Source organism: Aeromonas sp. ASNIH8, from assembly GCF_002919855.1.
In the GTDB taxonomy this organism is placed as follows: domain Bacteria; phylum Pseudomonadota; class Gammaproteobacteria; order Enterobacterales; family Aeromonadaceae; genus Aeromonas; species Aeromonas caviae.
In genome coordinates this window covers 69,165-88,851 of record NZ_PQLN01000005.1, presented here as the reverse complement: position 1 = coordinate 88,851, position 19,687 = coordinate 69,165, and the positions used below count along the sequence as shown (strand labels likewise).

Sequence of the window (19,687 nt, the reverse complement as noted above, 5' to 3'; positions counted from 1 at the left end):
GCATGGCGCGGGAGGGCAAACTGCCGGTCTCCCTCTCTCGCCTCTCGGCCCGGGGCGCTCCCCTGCATGCCCTTGCCTGGGTGCTCGCCATCTGTTTCGTCTCCATCACCCTGATCCTCTGGCTGCGCCTGCCCCTCGATGCGCTGATCCGCTACGCCAATGGCAACTTCGTGCTGGTCTATCTGCTCTGCATGGCGGCGGGCTGGCGCTTGTTGTCGGGGACCGGCAAGGGGCTGGCGGGCCTCAGCGTGCTGCTCTGCACCCTGGTGCTGCTGGCCCTCGCTACCCAGGTGCTCTATGCCGTCGTGCTGAGCCTGGGGTATGGCGGCTTCTCCCTGTGGCGGCGCAGACGCCGCCGCTCGGCGTCCGATGAGGGTGTCTGCGCCATCAAGTAACTCCCGAAAAAAAGCCCCGCAGTGCGGGGCTTGTTGTTGCGGGTCACAGGCTGGCGGGCAGGTCGCTGCGCAAGATGGCGTAGTGGTGCAGGGAGATGAAGCCATCCCCCTTGCGCTCGCACTCCCGCGCCGTGCCCTCGTAGTAAAATCCGGCCCGCTCCAGCAGGCGGGCGGAGGGAAGGTTGGGCTCCTCCACCACCGCCATAAGCCGGTGCAGGTCGGTGGTGCGGTAAGTGAGCGGCAGCCAGAGTTGCAGCGCCCCGCTCATCACCCCCTTGCCCCAGTGTTCGGGATAGAGCCAGTAGCCCAGCTCGGCACACCGGTGAGTCGGGTCGGCATCGTTGTAGCCGATGGCCCCCAGCGGTTCGCCCGTGTGCCGGTCGCGAATGAGGTGCCAGGCGCCACGGCCGGTGCGGGTCAGCTCGGCATACCAATCCATCTGTGCCCGGCATGCCGCCAGGCTGTCGTAGCTGACGCCGTAGTAGGCGACGACCCGGGGATCGGAGAGGCCGCGATAGATGTGAGGCAGGTCGGTGTCGGTGACGGGATCCAGCCTGATGTGGGGTGGTGCTGATGTCATGATGACTCCTTGCGGCCAGCCGTGGCTGGCCGCGTGTGTTGCGTAACAAGAGATGGATGATCCGGGCTGGCGTCAGGCAAAGTCGAGGCGCTCGGCAAGGCGCGCCAGCTCGTCACGCCACTGCTGCTGCAGGCGCGGGGTCTGGTGCCTGGGCTTGCGGGCCAGATCGGCGGCGAGCAGGGCATCGAGCTCATACCAGCGCGCCAGCAGCGCCTCTTCGTCATCCCCCGTGGCGGCCGCGGTCTGCGGGTCACCTGATCGAGCCGGGCTGCCCGCCTGCGGCAAGGGGGCATCGCCCAGCAGCTCGGCATAGACCCGCTCGGCACTGTGAGCCTCCTGGATGCGCCCGTCCTGTATCAGCCAGAAGCGGTTGCAACTGCGCTCGATCAGCTCCCGGTCGTGGGAGACCAGCAGCACGCCGCCCGGGAAGGCGGCAATCGCCTCGGCCAGCTCCTCCTTGCCCGCCAGATCCAGGTGGTTGGTGGGTTCGTCGAGCCAGAGCATGTGGTGGCTGCCGAGGGACAGGGCGAGGAACAGCAACCGTGCCCGCTCGCCCCCGCTCAGGGTGTGCACCTGCTGGCCGTGGCGGGCATAGGGGAAGCCCGCCCGGATCAGCGCCTGTCGCCGCGTCACCTCAGGCAGAGGGGCCAGGGGGTAGAGGGCGTCGCTCAGGGTGGCGTCGTCAAAGAGCTGCTGCAGGGACTGATCGTAGTAGGCGATGCTCGCGCCGGGGTGGCAGTACCAGCCCGCCTGCGGACTCTGCATGGTCAGTTCGCGCCAGCACTGGCGCAGCAGGGAGGACTTGCCGGTGCCGTTGGCACCGAGCAGGGCGACCCTGTCCCCCGCTCGCAGCCAGAGCCCCTCGGCACGCAGCAGCGGCGGCAGTACCGGTGCCGGCGATACGTCGAGGGCCTCCAGTCGTAGCAGGGTGTCGGCGGGCAGGCTCACTCCGCGCAGCTCGAGCCGCCAGGGGGCCAGCGCCGCCACCTGGCTCTGCTCCTCCTGCAGGCGGGCGATGCGTTTTTCCATGGACTTGGCCTGGCGCACCAGCTTCTCGTTGTCATGCTCCCGCCCCCAGATGGCGAGGCGCTTGCTGCTGGCGCTCAGGCGGTCTATCTCCTTTTGCTCATCCGCCCGGCGCAGGCGGGTCTGCTCATCCTCGGCAGCCAGCGCCGCCCTGGCCTGGCTGCAGGGCAGGGCGAAGCGGTGCAACTGGCCGTCTCGCAGGATCAGGGTCTGCTCCGTGACGCTGTCCAGCAGGCGAGCGTCGTGGGAGACCAGCACGAAGGCGCCGCGCCAGCCCAGCAGAAACTGCTCGAGCCAGAGCAGGGCGGGCAAGTCCAGGTGGTTGCTGGGCTCATCGAGCAGCAGCAGGTTGGGTTGGCGCAGCAGGGCGCGGCCTATCTGCAGCCGGCTGTGCTGGCCACCGCTCAGTGCACTGACCGGCAACGTGGCCTGGGCCTCCAGCTGCAGTTCGGCCAGCAGCTTGTCCACCTGCCATTCGGCGGCGGGGTCGTTGCCGAGCGCATCCAGCAGCACGGCGCGGGTGCTGAGGGTGGAAAGCCCGGCGGGCAGTTGCTGGGCCACGAACTCGCAGCGGCAGGCGGCGGCCTGCACGACCCGGCCGGCCTGGGGCGTGCGTTCGCCCGCCAGCAGCGCGAGCAATGTGCTCTTGCCGCAGCCGTTGGCGCCGATCAGGCCGAGTCGGTCGCCTGCGCGAATGCCGAGTTCGAGATGGTCAAATAAGGGAAGGTGCCCCGCACTCATCTGCAGGGAATGGGTACTCATCAGGGTTGTCATGCTCTTGCTCTCTTAAATCGCGGGATAGGATATCCCTGTCATCAGGAGCGCTGGCGACAACGGCAGAGTCGAGAAAGGTCTCGGTATGGAAGGGAGTCGGCTTTGCTCGAACCCGCTATCGCAGCGCGATGGTATGCAGGCAAGAGCACTTGAATGTGCCGAACAGGCGAGCCGAGAACATCGGACACGCTTGGATAACCATTTTTTACCTCCTTGTGTTTCGTTATGGCACTGTGCGGCGATTATAGGCACAGAAAAAAACAGTCGTCCATCCGCCCTGTGGGGGGCCGTGGGCACCGCATCGATAGGTGCGGGGTAAAAAAACGCCCCGTGATACGGGGCGTGGGGGGTCAGTCGCGGGGAGTCTTGAGGGCCTCAATCACATCGTCACTGGGGGCCAGTCCCTCCACGTGGTTGAAGCTCTCCAGCCCCTCCTGGGGATTGATGGTGAGGGCGTCGGCGCTCAGGTAGCTGCCGCTGCCGGCGCTCTCCACCACGACGATGACTTCAGGCTGCTTGTCGCCGTTGAGATCCAGCAACTTGAGCTCCTTGATGCTGCCATCGCGCGGCAGCACCTTGCCGTCGATGAACTGATCCAGCGGAAACTGGGGGTTGGCACCGGAGTAGAGGCGCACGTCGTAGCTGCCGGTGGAGGCGGGCTCGCCGCGCCCTTCGCTGACGGTCACCACCTGGCCGGAGGGGAGCGTCAGCTGTTTGAAGAAGCCGTCCGCCGCCTGGCTGGCGAGGGGCAGGGTGAGCAGGCCGAGAGTAAGGAATAAGGCTTTCATGGAGAGGACCCTTGTTGCTGCTTGTGTGTCTGTGACGGGCAGGGGACGCTTCCCTGCCACGTCGGAAGCGGGCAGGGGGCCGCTGGTCGGCCGCCCCCTGCCCGGGTTGTCATCACCATATCTTGACCCGTTTGGCCGGGTCCAGATAGAGCTTGTCGCCGGGCTGGATCTTGAACGCCTCGTAGAAGGCGGGGATGTTCGGTACCACGCCGTTGACCCGGTATTCCGGCGGCGAGTGGGGATCCGAGGCGAGCAGCATCTGCATCAGCTCGGGGCGATACATGCCCTTCCACACCTGGGCCCAGCCGAGGAAGAAGCGCTGCTCGCCGGTAAAACCGTCCAGCACCGGGGCCTCCTTGCCATCCAGGGAGAGCAGGTAGGCCTTGTGGGCGATGGTGAGGCCGCCGAGATCGCCGATGTTCTCCCCCAGGGTAAACTGGCCGTTGACGTACTGGCCCTTGATGGGCTCGAAGCGGTTGTACTGGGCCACCAGCCGGCTGGTGCGAAAGCGAAACTCCTTGAGATCCGCCGGCGTCCACCAGTCGCGCATCACGCCGTCACCGTCGGATTTGGCCCCCTGATCATCAAAACCGTGGCCCATCTCGTGGCCGATCACCCCGCCGATGGCGCCGTAGTTGACTGCATCGTCCGCCGTCATGTCGAAGAAGGGGGGTTGCAAGATGGCGGCCGGGAAGACGATCTCGTTGTTGCTCGGGTTGTAGTAGGCGTTCACCGTCTGGGGCGACATGTGCCACTCGTCCCGATCGACCGGCTTGCCGAGGCGAGCCTGGTTGTCGGCGTATTCGAAGGCGCGGGCCCGCTGCAGGTTGCCCACCAGATCGTCGGGGCGAATGGTGATGGCGCTGTAGTCCTTCCACTTGTCCGGGTAGCCGATCTTGGGTCTGAACTTGGCGAGCTTCTCGAGGGCCTGGGTCTTGGTGGCCGGGGACATCCAGTCCAGCTCCTGGATGCTCTGGCCGTAGGCGGTGCGCAGGTTCTCCACCAGCTGCTCCATACGGGCCTTGGCCGCTGGCGGGAAGTAGCGCTCGACATAGAGCTTGCCCACCGCCTCCCCCAGGTTGTTGTCCAGTACCCCGAGGGCCCGCTCCCAGGGGGCGCGCTGCTTGGGCGTGCCGCTCAGGGCGGTGCCGAAGAAGGCAAAATTCTGGGCATCGGTCTGGCTGTCGAGGTAGGGGGCGTAATCGGTGATGAGCTGCCACTTGAGGTAGGCCTGCCAGTCAGCGACCGGGGTCTGCTGCATCACCTCGTTCAGGGCCGAGAGGTAGGTGGGCTGGCCGATGACCAGGCTCTGCTGTCCCGCAAGGCCGGCCTGGGCCAGGTAGGCGTCCCAGTCGATGGCGGGGGCGAGGCGCCCCAGCTCGCTCACCGGCCCCTTGTTGTAGTTCTTCTCTCTGTCTCGCAGGGCCACGTTGTCCCACTGGATCTGGGCGAGCCTGGTCTCGAGGGCCAGGATGCGTTTCGCCTTGGCCTGGGCATCCGTCTCACCGAAGCGGGCCAGCATGGCGGCGATGTGCTGCTCGTACTTGTGCAGCAGCGCCTGGCTGTTGGGGTCGCGCTTGAGGTAGTAGTCCCGATCCGGCAGGCCGAGGCCGGCCTGGTAGAGGTAGACGGCATAGCTGTCAGGGGATTTGGCGTCGGCGTCTATCCAGAAACCGAAGGGGGAGCCGCCACCGGTGCGGGCGCTCTGGGCGAAGGCGCGGGCGAGATCCTGCGGCGTGCTGATCTGCTCTATCTCGCTCAGCATCGGCAGCAGGGGCGTGGTGCCCTTGGCGTTGCGGGCGGCCTGATCCAGATAGCTCTGGTAGAGGTCGTGGATCTGCTGGGCCGGGGTGCCGGTGGCGGCTTTGCCATCCAGCCCCTCCACCAGCACTCGCACGTCCGCCAGGGATTTGTCCCGCAGCAGGTAGAAGGCGCCATCGGCGGGCCTGTCATCGGGGATCTTGGCCGTGGCGAGCCAGTGGCCGTTCACGTAGCGGAAGAAGTCGTCACCAGGCTTGACGCTGGTGTCCATGTTGGCCAGCGCAAGGCCGGAGTGTTTGTCCGGTTGGCTCGGTGCCTGACTGCAACCGGCCAGCAGGGCCAGCCCGACGAGGGTGGCCAGGATGTGTTTCTTGTTGTTCATTATGGTTTTATTCCAATTCGGGTTATATGGCTTCCTTGCCCACGCAGGGAGCGATTCACTCTAGCAGCCGGGTTAGCGCTTGATAAGCCCGACTCTGCTAAGATCGGCCTGGTCGTATTGGGGAAGCCTATGATTTCTCGTATTTATTCTCGTTTTTGTCAGACTCTGCCTGCGCCGGAAGGTTCCCGCGGTCTGCTGGTGGCTTTCAGCGGCGGGCTCGACTCCACCGTCTTGCTGGTGCTGGCGGCCCGTTTTGCCCGCGCCCACGGCCTCGCCCTGAACGCCCTGCACGTTCATCACGGCCTGAGCCCGCATGCCGACGACTGGGTGACTCACTGCGAAGGGGTGTGCCAGCAACTGGCGGTGCCCCTCATCGTGGAGCGGGTGCAGCTCTGTCGAGGCAACGGGGAGAGCCTGGAGGCCCAGGCGCGGGCGGCGCGTTATGAGCGACTCGCCGCCCACCTGGGGGAAGGGGAGTGGCTGCTCACCGCTCACCATCAGGATGATCAGCTGGAGACCCTGCTGCTGGCGCTCAAGCGGGGTGCCGGTCTGCGCGGACTGGCGGGCATGGTGGCGAGCCAGCCTTTTGCCGCAGGCCATCTGTTGCGCCCCTTGCTCGACATGAGCCGGGCCGAGCTGGCGGAAGCCGCGCAGTCACTTCCTTATGGCTGGGTTGAGGATGAGAGCAACGAGGACCCGAGCTATGACCGCAACTTCCTGCGCCAGCAGATCATCCCCCTGCTCAAGGACCGCTGGCCCGCCATGGCCCGGACGACGGCGCGCACCATGGCCCTGTGCGCCGAGCAGGAGGCGCTCATCGGCGAGCTGGCCGAGGCGGACTGGCAGGCGGTGGGTGAGGGAGAAGGGCTGCGCATTGACGGACTCCTCTCCCTCTCCCCCGTGCGGCGCAACAACCTGCTGCGCCACTGGATCCGCCGTCAGGGGGGAGAGATGCCCTCCCGCGAGCTGCTGGGCCTGCTGTGGCAGGAGGTGGCGCTGGCGCGCGATGACGCCAATCCCAGGCTGAGCCTGCAAGGGTTGGCGTGCCGCCGCTATCAGGGGCGCTTGTACCTGGTGGCGCCGGATCTCGCCCCCCGCGAGGAGGTGCTGCCCATCCGGATGGAAGAGACGCTCACTCTGCCGGACGGGCTTGGGCAGTTCAGGCTCTGGAGAACGGATGGCGAAGGGTTGCGGACACCGAGGGGGGACGAGCCGCTCTCGGTGCGTTTTCAGGTCGCCCCGGGCGTCATGCTGAAACCGGTGGGGCGGGTGGGCAGCCGGCGGCTCAAGAAGCTGCTGCAAGAGTACGGGGTGCCCTCCTGGCAGCGGGGGCGCATTCCCATCCTCTACTACGGTGAACAGGTGGCACTGGTGGCCGGGCTCTTTGTCTGCGACGGATTTCTGGCGCCAGAAAAGGGGGTGGCGTGGGAGTGGCGGCCCCCCGTCACCCCGGATGCGGATTGACATCGCAGAGTGACAGGGGGCCGGGAGGGGAAGGGTGATGCCCTATTCGGGCAGGCCGGAGCCCCCGGCTTTCTTGCGGGCGTAAAGATGAGTATCGGCCGTCTCGTAGAGGCGCTGCACATCCATGCCCGACTGCCAGCTGGCGGCTCCCAGGCTGCACCCCACCGAGAAGGCGCTGAGCTCCTTGTGGCTGTGGAGCACATGTTGCAACCGCAGCCAGACCGGGCGCCAGGCCTCGGGGTCCGCGGGTTGCAGCAGCAGGGCAAACTCGTCCCCGCCGAGGCGAAACGCCTGATCCGTCCCGCGAATGCACCCCTGCAGCAACTGGGCGAAGCGGCTTAGCACCAGGTCGCCCACCGGGTGGCCCCAGGTGTCGTTCACCTGCTTGAATCTGTCGAGATCCAGCAGCACCAGCACCAGGCCGTGGGGTTCCCGGCTGTGTTGCTCCACCGCCCGGCCGATGGCCTCGTCGAAGTAGGCGCGATTGCCAAGCCCGGTCAGGTGGTCGAGCCGCACCTGCTGCTCCAGCCGATCCAGCCGCAGATAGAGGGGCAGGGGGAGGCTGAACAGCTGATGATATTGCTCAAGCAACCGCCTCTGGCCGTCGCTCAGGGGGTGCTCCAGCTCGTAGTGCAACTGGCCGAGCAACTGCTCGTGTCGTCCCCGCAGCTCGAAGCGATAGGCATGCAGGGTCAGCCTGGCCTGGGGCGGGTGCGAGATGAGGGGATGGGGCTGGCCACAGTCGAACTGGAGCGAGTGGATCCGGACAATGTTTGCCACCCGCTCGGCAAAGATTGCCAGCAGGGCGTCAAGATCCCGTTGCCCCAGCAACTGCTCGATCTGCTGATAGCGGTCCTGCCCGGTCAAGGGCGCAAGCCGCTCCATCTGCTGTACCCACTGCTCTATGCCATGTCCGAAGCCGTTCAATGACGATGTGTTTTCCACGTTACAGCCCTTACACCTCTCCATTCATTGCGCAGGCTCTTGCAAGCCCTGTGCCTAAAATATGTCCGATGAAAAACAAGGGGGCTGGCTAGGCTTAACGGGATGAAACGGGAGGGGAAATCCCTGCCGCTGAGCGAGTGGCGTGCCATATGGGGAGCGGGCGCTGTGCTTGCAGGGAAGAGGGTGCCGGGCAGATGAAGGAGAGGGATGGGTGTACACCGATGTGTTGATCCTGCTGATCTTCGCCGTTGTGCTGGTGGCCATTTTCCGGCGCCTCGGCCAGCCGGTGATCCTTGCCTATCTGTTTGCCGGCATGCTGCTCGGCCCCCACGGCGTGGCCATCGTCACGGGTCAGGCCATGATGCAGACCATAGGGGAGCTTGGCATCGTGTTCCTGATGTTCTCCCTCGGGCTCGAGTTCTCCCTGCCGCGTCTGCTCGCCATGCGCAAGCTGGTGCTGGGGGTCGGCAGCCTGCAGGTGCTGCTCACCTCACTGCTGTTTTTCGGGCTCGGCTGGTGGTGGGGGCTGAGCCTGGCCCAGGCGCTGGTGGTGTCAGGCACCCTGGCGCTCTCCTCCACCGCCGTGGTGATCAAGCAGCTCGGCGAGCTCAAGCAGCTCCATACCCGGCGAGCCCAGCTCGGGGTGAGCGTGCTGCTGTTCCAGGATCTTGCCGTGGTGCCCCTGCTGGTGATGATCCCCATACTGGCCCAGCCCGAGGTGCAGGGCAGCGCCCTGCTGGCGGAGGTCGCCTGGGCCTCCCTCAAGGGGTTGTTTGCGCTCTCCGTGCTGCTGGCGGTGGGGAAGTGGCTGCTGCCCATGCTGTTTTTCGAGGTGGCGCGCGCACGTTCAGATGAACTCTTCGTACTGAGTGCCCTGCTGGTGGCATTGCTGGCGGCCTCCCTGACCCAGTGGATGGGGCTCTCCATGGCGCTCGGTGCCTTTCTGGCGGGCATGATGCTGGGGGAGTCCCACTATCGTCATCAGCTCGAAGTGGACATCAAGCCGTTTCGCGACGTGTTGATGGGGCTCTTCTTCATTACCATCGGCATGACCATGGACTGGGCGCTGGTGGCGGGCGCCTGGTGGCAGGTGTTGGCCTGTGTGACGGGGCTCATCCTGTGCAAGTCGCTGCTCATATTGCTGGCGGGCCGCCTGATGGGGGAGCGCAAGCGCGACGCCATGGCCGCCGGCATCATGTTGAGCCAGGTCGGGGAGTTCGGTTTTGTGCTGCTGGCGCTGGCGAGTCATCACGGCTTGCTGGATCACCAGCTGGTCTCTCTGCTGATCGGCATCGGTGTCATCTCCATCGCCCTCACCCCCTGGCTGGTGTTGCGGGCGCTGGGGCTTGCCCACTCCCTCACCGACAGTGCCCTGCTCTCTCGCGCCGAGGCGGCCCAGTCGGGCCTGAGCAAACACCAGCACGTCATCATCGCCGGGTTCGGACGCACCGGCCAAACCTGTGCCCGCTTTCTCAAGCTCGAAGAGATCCCCTTCCTGGCCCTGGATCTCGATCCCGAGCGGGTGAGCGAGGCCAAGCTGGCGGGGGAGCAGGTGGCGTTCGGCGATGCCAGCCGGCGCGACATCCTGCTGGCGGCCGGTCTGTTGCGGGCGCGGCTGGTGATCATCACCTTCGACGATCGCAAGCGGGTTGATGCCATGCTGACGCTGATCCGGGAGCTGGCGGGGGAGATCAAGGTGCTGGTGCGTACCCGGGATGACAGCTTCCTTGAACACTACAAGCAGGCCGGCGCCTTCGAGGTGATCCCCGAATCCCAGGAGGGAGCCCTGATGCTGGTCTCCCACCTGCTGCTCAACTGCGACATTCCCATCGGCCGGGTGATCCGGCGCATGGAGCACGAGCGCAGCAGCCAGTATCGCTTTCTGCACGGTTTCTACTGGGGCGGCAAGAGTGCGGGCAATCTGGAGACGGATCAACTGCTCGAGCGGCTGCATCCCGTGCTGCTGCACGACCAGGCCTGGGCGGTGGGACACAGGGTACGGGATCTCGCCCTGGGAGAGGTGCGCATCAAGGCGATTCATCGCGGGGAGCGCAGCCTGGATCCCAGGCGCGAGCTGGTACTGGCGGCGGGAGATACCCTGGTGCTCTTCGGCACGGCCGTGGCCATGGAACAGGCGGAGCAGCGCCTGCTGGAGGGACGCTAGGATCTCCTTGCCATGGGATAAGGCCCCTCAGGCCTCTTCGCGAAACTGCTCCTGCCTCCCGCTGCCCGGCAGGTCGAGGAAGGCCTCGATGCGCTGGCGGTGATCCAGCGCGTCCTGGTATCCCAGCTTGATGAGCCGCTGGCAATAGCCGGGGTCAAACATCAGGAAGCTGGCCAGGCTGCTGCTCTCTTCGCCGTTGACACCGAGCACCCGCAGCAGACGGCGCAGCTGGGTCGGCAACCGTGGGAGGTATTCGAGGGCGATGAGGTCGAGATCCTGGCTGGGGCGGATCACGCAGGTCTCCACCTGGCGCAGTTTCAGCCGACTGCGCTCCCGTGCCGGAATGAGGGAAAGGGTCTGGTTGATGCGCCCGAGCCGCTCCAGATCCGAATTGAGGGTGTCGGAGAAGACGGTGTTGAGCAGATGGCTCGCGATGTTGGAGCTGGTCAGGTGCCCCTGGCGGGGCGTCGGGTTCTCCCTGTGAGGGGAGTCCAGGGTCACCAGCAGGATCCGCTCCGCCCCCAGGTGGATGGCCGGGCTGAGCGGGCTCAGCTGGTGGATGGAGCCATCTCCGTAGACGCGATCGCCGATGGGGGTGGCGGGAAAGACAAAGGGCAGCGCCGACGAGGCCAGCAGGTGATCCGAGGTGAGCAGGGTTCGCAGGCCACGTCGTCTGGCGCGCTCCCAGGGCTGATGTTCGGCCCGCCCCTGGAAGAAGGTAGTGGAGAGGCCGTCATCGTAGTCGGAGGCCGTGATGGCGATGGCCTCCAGGCTGCCGTAGAGGATGTTGTCATCGATGCGGTGATAGTCGATGAGCTGATCCAGCAGACGGCGCAGGGGGGCGTTGTCAAACAGGTGAAAGGCGCGGTTGCTCTGGGGGGTGATGAGGCCGGCCGAGCCCTGATAGAGGGTGCGCCACAGCAGTTGGCAGGGGTGGAAGTCGAAGATGTGGTGGGTCTCGAAACGTCGCCAGACCCACTCCAGCTTGCGCACCCCCAGATGGAAACAGGAGGCGTAGCACGCCAGCGCCGTGATGTTGAGAGCCCCCGCCGAGGTGCCGCACAAAATGGGGAAGGGGATGCCGATGTTGCGGGGGTAGAGTTCGGCCACCGCCTTGAGTACGCCGACCTGATAGGCGGCGCGGGCACCACCACCAGTCAGCAGAAGAGCAGTATTGGGTCTGGCCATGAGGGTGCGCCTTATCGTGATCGCCAGGGCGGGTTGCCACCGCGCAATTCAACTATAAGACGTTGTATACCGGATAAAAATGGGCCGCACGCTCAATTTTTGCGGCCCGTTTCATTTTCAGTTTGCCAAGGGCGTCTGGCTCAGTTGATCGAAGGCGGCGAAGGCTGGAGGGCTTGCCAGAATACGGCCATGGCCGAGCCCCCGGGTGCTGACCAGTCGGGTTCTGCCATCCTGGGCCGCGCGCAGGGAGTCCCGGTGGGGGGCGAAGCGGTCTTCCTCATCGTGAACGATGAGGGCGGCGCCGCTGCGCCGGGCGAGCCGGCCAATGGGGTCAACCGTGCTGAGCGGGTGCTGGTATTCGTGTTCTATCTCCTTGACCACCGCATCGAACAGCCGGATGGAGTAGCCGGAGCGCGCCACCATGCCGTAGAGCTGGGGCACGTAGTCGAGCACCGGGGAGATGAGCAGCAGCGGCAGCGCATCGATTGCCGGGTGACGGCTGCTGAGGGTGACGGCGCCCCCCATGCTGTGGGTGATGACGCCCTGGACGGGGCCGACCCGCTCGAGGATCTCGTCGAAAGCGCGCACGAAGCGGGGCAGATGACCCCTGTTCCCTTCGCTCCGGCCGTGGGCGGGGTGATCGTAGGCGAGCGCCGTATAGCCCTGGGCGGCGATATGGCTCATCAGCGGATAGAACTGGCTGGCACTGCCTGACCAGCCGTGCATCAGCAGCCAGACCGGCCCCTGCCCGAGCCGGTAGCTCATCAGGGTCCCTTCACTGGTGTGGATGGCCTGCTCGACCAGGCCAGCCGGGGCTGCGACGCCCCGGGTCGCCCGCTGCGGGGTGAGCAGCAGCTTGCTGGCGGTGCGCTTTGCGTGGGTGGGCGCGAGCACGTGATGCAGGCGGGTGCCGAGGCCCAGCAGCAACTTGCTCGGGCTGAAGCGGCGTGTGTTGAAGTAGATCTTGCTGCTCATGGTCATCCTGTGTCTTTTGTGTGCGAACGGTCGTGCTTTTTTGCGGGTTTTTAAAAAGAAGAGCCCGTCGGGTCAGCGCCAGCTGGCCAGCAATTGTTCCACCTCGGGCCAGAAGTGGCGGGCCGGATCCTCGCTGAGCCCCAGGGCATGGAACACCTGATCCCCGAGATAGAGGCCATAAAGGCGATAGACGGCGCGCCAGGGGTCGAGATCGCTGCGCCACTCCCCTCTGGCCTGCCCCTGCACTACCTGGCGTGCCAGGTAGTCGAGCCAGAAACGGACCAGCTCGCGTGCCGCCTGCTGGACCTCACCCTCCTGGGCGGAGGTCCAGGCATCGAGGAACATGCAGCGGCCGGCAAAACTCTGGTTCCAGGCCAGCCAGGCCTGCAACAGGGCGAGCAGTTTCTCCTGCTGGGTGGCGTACCCCTGTTGGCGCACCGGCTGGATCACCCGCTCCCGAAATACCTCGGCGGAATGGGTGAGCACGGCGATTTGAAGGTTGTCGCGGGACTGGAAGTGGGCGAACAGACCGCTTTTTGACATCTCGCAGGCCGTTGCGAGGGAGCCTATGGTGAGGCTCTCAAGCCCCTGCTGGCTCGCCTGCTCGAATGCAGTCTGCAAAATGGTGTCGCGGGTCAGACGTCCCTTGCTCATCCGGCTCTCCTCTCTCTGGGCTGGCAGCATAAAGTACGACCGTGCTAATTGTCGAGCCGCAAATGGTGCAGGGAGGCCGTTTCCGGCTGCTGCGGGGGCCAGAGAGTCTGCTGGGGGCGGTTGTGGCTGGCTTGTTACGAGCCAGCGGGGGACGAGCTCAGTCGTCCTTGATGCCCATTTGCTGGAGGGCGATGACTGCCTGGGTGCGGTTCTTGACCCCGAGTTTGCGGAAAATCGCGGTGATATGGGCCTTGATGGTCGCTTCGGAGACGTTGAGCTCCCAGGCGATCTGTTTGTTGAGGCTGCCATCCCGCAACATGATGAGCACCTTGTATTGCTGGGGGGTGAGGCTGGCCAGCTTGGTGGCGAAATCGGGCCCTTCGCTGGGCTCGGGATGGAGGAAGATGCCTTCCGGCACCCAGTTGTCCCCCCCGATCACCGTATTGAGGGCGCTGACCAGCTCTTTCATGGGGACGGACTTGGGAATGAAGCCGAGCGCGCCCAGGCGCAGCACCTGCTGGATGATGGCGGGATCCTCGGAGGCCGAGACCACGACGATGGGGAGATCCGGGTGATGTCCGCGCAGATAGGCCAGCCCCTCGAAGCCGTTGGCCCCCGGCATCTTGAGATCCAGCAGCAGCAGGTCGACGTCGGGATGTTCATCGAGCAGGTGGCTCAGGCTGTCGATGGAGTCAGCCTCCAGCAATCTGGCGTCGTCGATGGCCATGTGCACCGCTTGATAGAGGGCGCCCCGAAACAGGGGGTGGTCATCTGCGATGACGATGGTAAATTGGCTGTCCATAGCTCACATTGTTGCTAACCGATTGTTTTGAAAAATCAAACTAGCACTGCTACCCAAGTGGGTCAAACCCGCCAGTACGCAAATGTGAGGTGGTCATCGGATGTCGTGCCACGGGGCCGGCGGGATGGCCAGTAAACAACCCATGCAGGAGGCAATCGATGGGATCCCTGGTTTTGACGGTGGGCACGGGCTCCACCTGGGCAATGAGAACGGCGCTGGTGCTGGCCATGAGCGGGCTCAAGTGGCAGGAGCAGGTCTTCGATCTGGAAGATGCCAAGGAGCTGCAACGGCTCAAGCGCACGGCCCCCGCCGGCCTGGTGCCCTGGCTCGACGACGGTGAGCTGCGTATTCACGACTCTCTGGCCATCGCCGAATATCTCCACGAGTGTTGCCCGGAGCGCCACCTTTATCCGGTGGACAAGGCCGAACGGGCCCTGGCCCGCAGCCTGTGCGCCGAGCTGCACGCCGGTTTTCGTCAGATCCGCACCCTGCTGCCCTTCTTCCTGGGGGCGCCCACCCAGAGTGAACCGCCGGTGGAGGTCATCGACGAGCTGGCCCGGTTGCAGACTCTCTGGTCCCAGGCGCGGGGGCCCTTCTATTTCGACGAGGCGAGCATTCTGGATGCCTTCTATGCGGTGATGGCCTATCGACTGGCAAGCTATGGCATTTCGCTGCCCGGTCAGGCTGGCGCCTATCAGCAGGCCTTGCTGGCCTGGCCCCTGTGGCAGGAAACCCTGCTCAGGGCGAGGTTGCAGTGGCCAAAGGCGGCCCGCCAGTCTGATTGATGTGGGCGTCGGCAAGACAAAAAAGGGGAGCCATCGGCTCCCCTTTTTATTCAGGCCAGGTCGCTATTTCTGCCGACCCGCGAAGACCACGACCACTTTGTCTTCTCCTTTCTCCCGCACGAAGCCATAGGGGACATCGGAAATCTTCTTGTGGCTGCCCGCCGCGATGGCAGGGTGGGCGGCACGGAACTGGCCGAGCCGTTGCCAGTGCTTGACCAGCTCCGCCTTCTCGCCACTCGCCAGCTCCTGCCAGTTCATGTCCGAGCGCACGCTCTGATCGAACACGCCGCCATCCTTGGCCAGTCCCCGGCCGGACTCGTCGCCATAGTAGATCTGGATGCCCCCCGGCAGCAGCATGAAGCTGTTGGCCACCCGCCGTTGCAGCGCCACGTCCTGATAGTCGCCGAAGAAGAGCTTGGTGTCGTGGGAGCTGATGTAGCTCAGCACGTTGAACTCGGGATCCTGGTTGATGCGGCTGGCGTAGCTCGCATAGGTGGGCTCTGCCCCCGCCATGCACTGGGCCTGGGGCAGGGCGAATTCACGCTGGTAGTCGAAGTTGATCAGGGAATCGAAGCCGTGCTGGTACCAGAAGTCCTTGGCGACCCCGTGATCCCACACCTCGCCCACCATGTAGAAGGGAAGGTCATCGAGGGCCTTGCCCGGGTTGGCGGCCTTCCACTCCTTGAGCGCGTCGGTGCCCGCCTGCTTGAGCCTGGCCCAGACCGCGGGCTCCAGGTGCTTGACGGTGTCGGCACGGAAGCCGTCGATGCCGAAGCGGCGCACCCAGTCGGTGTGCCAGGCAATGAGGTAATCGGTCACGGTGGCGTTGGGCAGGGCCTTGGCCCTGGTGTCTTTTTTGGCAGCGAGCAGCGGTGGCAGCCCCACCGATCTGGTGGATTCGGTCAGGAAGTCCGGCAATCCGGCCACCGAGCCGGTGACGTCGTCGGTGCCGGGTTGTGGGTAGCCGGGCAGACCTGCGCGCACCCAGTCAGGGCCCCACCACTTGTCCCAGTGGGATGACTGGTAGTCGATGAACTGGTTGTAGCCATGCCAGTTGAGGCCGCCGCTCGGGCGCCATTCGTTCCAGCGACTCGGCAGCTTGCCGGTGTTCTGGGTGAGATCGGTGAGCCCCAGATCCTGCAAGTCGGCGAGGGTGGCGTAGCCTGCGTGGTTCATCACCACGTCGAGGATGATCCGCATGCCGCGCTTGTGGGCCTCGTCCACCAGAGTTTTCAGGCTCTCTTCGTCGCCGTAGTTGGGGTCGATTTTGGTGAAGTCGAGCGCCCAGTAGCCGTGGTAGGCGTAGAAGGGGAAGTTCCCCTGTTCGCCACCGCCGATGAAGCCGTGGACCTGTTCCACCATGGGGGTGATCCAGATGGCGTTGATGCCGAGTTGCTTGATGTAGTCGAGCTTCTCGGTCAGCCCCTTGAAGTCACCGCCATGCCAGGTGGCCACTTCGTCCTGACCATCCTTCTGACGACCGAAGCTGTGATCATTGGCGGGATCGCCGTTGTGGAAGCGGTCGGTCAGCAGAAAATAGACGCTCGCCTGATCCCAGCTGAAGGGAGCAGGCTTGGCGGCCTTGACCGGTTCGAGCAGCAGCAGGCCGCCGCTCTCCTTGCTCGGTGTCAGGGTGATTTTGCCGCCTTTGACCACGGCTTCCTGTCCCGAGTAGGCATCCCGCAACCGGGTGCCGTCGGGCCAGACTCCCTTGAGTGATGTCGTGACCGGGCCGCCATCCCAGCTGATGCAGGGCTCTTCCGGAGGCTGGCGTTTGAACTCGCTCTTTTTGGTTGCCCGCAACACCTTGAGGCTGGGGGTATCGGGGTTGAAGGTGAACTCGTAGTCCCCCGCCAGCATCACCCTCAGATTGAAGTCTGTCCCCTTGCTGCACTTGTCCATGGGCTGGGCGGTGCCGAAGGGAAGGGGCCTGGCCTCGGTTGGCCCGAAGCTGGTGCCGCAGCTGTTGCCCGCATCGCTGATGCGGATCTGGTGGCTCCCCTTGTCCAGTCTGTGGGTCAGGGTGACGGTGCCCTTGTCCAGCGTCAGCGCCTCGGCCACCGGTTTGCCATCCACATGGAGATAGACCTCGGGGGCCGCCATCGCCTGACCGATGAACAGCGGTGTGGCGAGCACGGCCAGCCACAGGGGTGATGGGCGAAGAGCGGGGCGCGAAGAGAGACGCATAAGCCATTCCTTGAGCAGAGTGTGAGGAGCAGGGTCCGTTGAGGCACTCATTCTAGGGCGCGCTGGGGCAGGCTTGGACCGGTAAAATACCGATTTGTGACGTCAGTTCAAATGGTTACGTTTTCAAGAATGGAAAAGTGTGAACTGGGTGTCGCGGCCATGAAAAAAGCCGGTCAGTTGACCGGCTTGTAGGCATTCGGGGTGGCGTCACACGGTGAAGAACTTGAAGTTGACGAAGGCCACCGCAATGAAGGAGGCAACCATGCCGCTGATGCAGAGCACCGCAGGGCGGATGGCAGGCCAGCGATGGGCCAGCAGCACGATGGCCAGCAGGGTCGGATAGAGGCCGAACATGTAGCGGGGCATGGCGTTGAGGCCGGTCATCAGGGGGATGGTGCAGCAGATGAACATCAGGGTCGCTTCGGCCCAGCGTTTCTGGCTGAACAGGTAGCCATTCAGGCACCAGCCGAAGATCACCATGATGGAGAGATAGGCCTTGCGCCCCCCCAGCTCGAAGCCGCTCAGCCACCAGTCCAGGGGGCTGTCCATATAGCGGCCCCAGGCCACCTGGATGTGCTTGAAGGCCAGGGCATCCCCGGTGAGGTGATAGAGATAGACCATGTAGGAGAAGAGGCCGAGGGGAATGAGCCAGAGGGTGAACACCACCTTGAAGGCCCGCTCGGTGAAGCGGAAGAACTCGCGCCAGCCGTAGGCCTGCAGGGCCAGGATCAACACCGGGAATACCATCATCACCCCCAGGTTGCGGGTGGCGGAGATGAAGATGCCGAGGAAGGCGACCATGAGCCACTGTTCGCGGTAGGCGAACAGGAACATTCCCAGCATCAAGGCCATGAACATGGGCTCGGTATAGCCAGAGACGAAATAGGCGGAGAAGGGGGAGAAGGCCAGCAGCCAGACCCCGAAGCGGGCGGTGTCGTCCCCCAGCTTGAGCTGGCGCAGCACCAGCAGCATCAGGGGCAGGCTGATGAAGAAGGCGATGTTGGCCACCAGCATCAGACCGATGAGGCTCTCCATGTCAAACAGGCTGGAGAGACCGCCGGCCAGCATGGGATAGAGGGGCATGAAGGCCCAGTTCGCCGCATTGCCCTTGCTCAACCAGCGTGGATAGAGGTCGTAGCCATTCTCGATGATGCGCTGGAACCAGACGCAGTCGAACTGGCAGTAGGCTTGCAGCGGCCCGATGTCGGTGGCGCCATAGAGCTGGACGCCGAAATAGCCCATGCCATAGAGCGCCACCCGGCTCAGTACGAAGGCGGCGACGATCATCAGCCAGTCGCGGCCGCTGATGCGCAGTGACGGGCGATAGGGGAGTGCAGCCCCGGTTGACGGGGCGGTATTGGTCATATCATTCATCAGGCAAAAACCCAGATACGGGAGAGAACGTAGGTGAGCACGGTGACGGTCAGGGTGGCGATCACCACCGGCAACAGGCCGGAGAGTCCGGCAAACAGCAAACCGCTCAGGATGAGGTTACGCACCGCCAGAGAGAAGAGGGCAACCAGCAGGAACTTGCTGGCGGCACCTTGTTTCTGGAAGGTGATGTAGCGATGGCCGAAGAACGAGAACCAGAACGCCACGGCAAAGGCCAGGGTCGTGACCAGGTGCTCGGAGATGGCCGGCCAGGTATGAAACAGGGCGATGGAGGTACCCAGATCGACGAGGGTGGCCCCCCCGCCGACAAAACCGAAGCGAACCAGCCGCCAGAATTCCTCGCGGGAGATCATTGAGACGCCTGCTCCTGCTGATCATCAGCGGCTTTCGCGGCGGCCTTCTTGCCAGCGCTCTTCTTGCTGGTGGTGGGCACTTCCTGCTTCTGCTCTTCATCCTGCTTGGCGTACTGGCCGTAGACCCCTTCGATGAGGTAGACGGGGCGCTGTTTCACCTCGACGAACATGCGGCCGATGTACTCGCCGATGATGCCCAGCGACAGCAGCTGGATGCCGCCGAGGAACAGCATGACCGACATCAGGGAGGCGTAACCGGGCACGTCGATGCCGAAGAAGAGCACCTGGGTGATGATCTTGAGGATATAGAGGAAGGCGATGAAGGAGACACCGACCCCGATGTAGCTCCACACCCGCAGCGGCCAGCTGGAGAAGCTCATCAGGCCGTCAAGGGCGAAGTTCCACAGCTTCCAGTAGTTGAACTTGGTTTCGCCGGCATGGCGGGCCGGGCGCTCGTAGGGAACGCCGACGGCGCGAAAACCGGCCCAGGCGAACAGCCCCTTCATGAAGCGGTTGCGCTCCGGCAACTGCTTGATGGCCTCGACCACCTTGCGATCGATGAGGCGGAAGTCACCGGCGTTCTCCGGCAGCTTGGTGCTGGTGGAGAGGGCGTTGAAGAAGCGGTAGAAGCCACCGGCGGTGAGGCGTTTCATCGGGGTGTCGGCGCTGCGATCCACCCGGATGCCGTAGACGGTGTCATAGTCGCCGGTCTGCCACAGCTTGACGAACTCCAGAATGAGAGAGGGGGGATCCTGCAGGTCCACGTCCATGGGGACGATGGCGTCGCCCTTGGCCTGGTGCAGGCCGGCGGTCATGGCCGCTTCCTTGCCGAAGTTGCGGGCCAGGTTGACCAGGGTCACACGGGGATCCCGGGCGATGGCCTGCTCGACCACCTCACGGGTGCGGTCACGGCTGCCATCGTTGACGAACACGATTTCAAGCTGGTCTTTGAGCGGGGCCAATTCGGTATCTATCGCGCTGATGAAGGCGTCTATGCTCTCTTCCTCGTTGTAAACGGGAACGACCAGAGAGAGTCGAAAATCGGCACGGGACATGGGAACTTCCTTATTGA

The 19,687-nt window shown here is 64.6% G+C and carries 16 protein-coding genes and 1 pseudogene; 4 read left to right on the top strand and 13 right to left on the bottom strand.

Annotated elements, in window-relative coordinates; genetic code table 11:
• Nucleotides 1-395, top strand: a pseudogene (locus C3418_RS02855) (L-methionine/branched-chain amino acid transporter); the annotation flags it as partial.
• Between the two features lie 43 nt (nt 396-438).
• On the opposite strand, the gene C3418_RS02850 reads toward C3418_RS02855, so the two are convergent.
• From C3418_RS02850 to C3418_RS02835, 4 genes are all read right to left on the bottom strand, one after another.
• A complete protein-coding gene (locus C3418_RS02850) occupies nt 439-975 on the bottom strand; it encodes a GNAT family N-acetyltransferase (RefSeq protein WP_103857911.1) in 537 nt (178 codons plus the stop codon).
• 72 nt (nt 976-1,047) lie between these two features.
• Entirely contained in the window at nt 1,048-2,775 is a 1,728-nt protein-coding gene (locus C3418_RS02845) for an ABC-F family ATP-binding cassette domain-containing protein (RefSeq protein WP_103857910.1), read from the bottom strand.
• Nucleotides 2,776-3,125: 350 nt separating this feature from the next.
• Nucleotides 3,126-3,563 carry a PliI family lysozyme inhibitor of I-type lysozyme gene (locus tag C3418_RS02840; protein WP_042883192.1) on the bottom strand — a complete coding sequence of 146 codons (438 nt, stop codon included), beginning with the start codon at nt 3,561-3,563 and terminating at the stop codon, nt 3,126-3,128.
• Between the two features lie 112 nt (nt 3,564-3,675).
• Nucleotides 3,676-5,706: a M13 family metallopeptidase gene (locus C3418_RS02835; RefSeq protein WP_103857909.1), complete on the bottom strand. Its 2,031-nt coding sequence runs from the start codon at nt 5,704-5,706 to the stop codon at nt 3,676-3,678.
• Between the two features lie 129 nt (nt 5,707-5,835).
• On the opposite strand from C3418_RS02835, the gene tilS reads away from it, so the two are divergent.
• On the top strand, nt 5,836-7,170 hold the full coding sequence (gene tilS, locus C3418_RS02830; protein ID WP_103857908.1) for a tRNA lysidine(34) synthetase TilS: 1,335 nt from the start codon (nt 5,836-5,838) through the stop codon (nt 7,168-7,170).
• Between the two features lie 42 nt (nt 7,171-7,212).
• Here the strand turns inward: tilS and C3418_RS02825 are convergent, their stop codons facing one another.
• Nucleotides 7,213-8,139 carry a GGDEF domain-containing protein gene (locus C3418_RS02825; RefSeq protein ID WP_039039444.1) on the bottom strand — a complete coding sequence of 309 codons (927 nt, stop codon included), beginning with the start codon at nt 8,137-8,139 and terminating at the stop codon, nt 7,213-7,215.
• A gap of 187 nt (nt 8,140-8,326) precedes the next feature.
• Here C3418_RS02825 and C3418_RS02820 point away from each other — a divergent pair, with 187 nt between their 5' ends.
• Nucleotides 8,327-10,279: a monovalent cation:proton antiporter family protein gene (locus tag C3418_RS02820; protein WP_181023054.1), complete on the top strand. Its 1,953-nt coding sequence runs from the start codon at nt 8,327-8,329 to the stop codon at nt 10,277-10,279.
• Nucleotides 10,280-10,306: 27 nt separating this feature from the next.
• Here C3418_RS02820 and C3418_RS02815 read toward each other — a convergent pair whose 3' ends face one another.
• From C3418_RS02815 to C3418_RS02800, 4 genes are all read right to left on the bottom strand, one after another.
• Nucleotides 10,307-11,467 carry a patatin-like phospholipase family protein gene (locus tag C3418_RS02815; protein WP_048208164.1) on the bottom strand — a complete coding sequence of 387 codons (1,161 nt, stop codon included), beginning with the start codon at nt 11,465-11,467 and terminating at the stop codon, nt 10,307-10,309.
• 117 nt (nt 11,468-11,584) lie between these two features.
• The gene (locus tag C3418_RS02810; protein ID WP_103857912.1) at nt 11,585-12,442 is read right to left on the bottom strand and encodes an alpha/beta hydrolase; all 858 of its coding nucleotides are present in this window, start codon (nt 12,440-12,442) and stop codon (nt 11,585-11,587) included.
• A 72-nt stretch (nt 12,443-12,514) separates the two neighbouring features.
• Nucleotides 12,515-13,096 carry a TetR/AcrR family transcriptional regulator gene (locus C3418_RS02805; protein ID WP_103857907.1) on the bottom strand — a complete coding sequence of 194 codons (582 nt, stop codon included), beginning with the start codon at nt 13,094-13,096 and terminating at the stop codon, nt 12,515-12,517.
• Between the two features lie 157 nt (nt 13,097-13,253).
• Entirely contained in the window at nt 13,254-13,898 is a 645-nt protein-coding gene (locus C3418_RS02800; protein WP_103857906.1) for a response regulator transcription factor, read from the bottom strand.
• Nucleotides 13,899-14,056: 158 nt separating this feature from the next.
• On the opposite strand from C3418_RS02800, the gene C3418_RS02795 reads away from it, so the two are divergent.
• Complete coding sequence (locus tag C3418_RS02795) at nt 14,057-14,683, top strand: glutathione S-transferase (RefSeq protein WP_010673436.1); 627 nt, start codon at nt 14,057-14,059, stop codon at nt 14,681-14,683.
• 63 nt (nt 14,684-14,746) lie between these two features.
• Here C3418_RS02795 and C3418_RS02790 read toward each other — a convergent pair whose 3' ends face one another.
• The 4 genes from C3418_RS02790 to C3418_RS02775 all read right to left on the bottom strand — a co-directional run bounded on the left by C3418_RS02790 (nt 14,747) and on the right by C3418_RS02775 (nt 19,670).
• The gene (locus C3418_RS02790) at nt 14,747-16,870 is read right to left on the bottom strand and encodes an alpha-amylase (RefSeq protein WP_042864249.1); all 2,124 of its coding nucleotides are present in this window, start codon (nt 16,868-16,870) and stop codon (nt 14,747-14,749) included.
• A gap of 207 nt (nt 16,871-17,077) precedes the next feature.
• Nucleotides 17,078-18,244, bottom strand: a complete 1,167-nt coding sequence (locus C3418_RS02785; RefSeq protein ID WP_029313951.1) for a membrane protein — start codon at nt 18,242-18,244, stop codon at nt 17,078-17,080.
• The gene (locus C3418_RS02780) at nt 18,244-18,615 is read right to left on the bottom strand and encodes a GtrA family protein (RefSeq protein WP_010673439.1); all 372 of its coding nucleotides are present in this window, start codon (nt 18,613-18,615) and stop codon (nt 18,244-18,246) included. Before C3418_RS02780 ends, C3418_RS02785 begins: the two co-directional genes overlap by 1 nt.
• Nucleotides 18,612-19,670 (bottom strand): glycosyltransferase family 2 protein, encoded by a 1,059-nt coding sequence (locus C3418_RS02775; RefSeq protein ID WP_010673440.1) that lies wholly within the window; start codon nt 19,668-19,670, stop codon nt 18,612-18,614. The genes C3418_RS02780 and C3418_RS02775 overlap by 4 nt, the downstream gene beginning before the upstream one ends.
• Between the last annotated feature and the right edge of the window lie 17 nt (nt 19,671-19,687).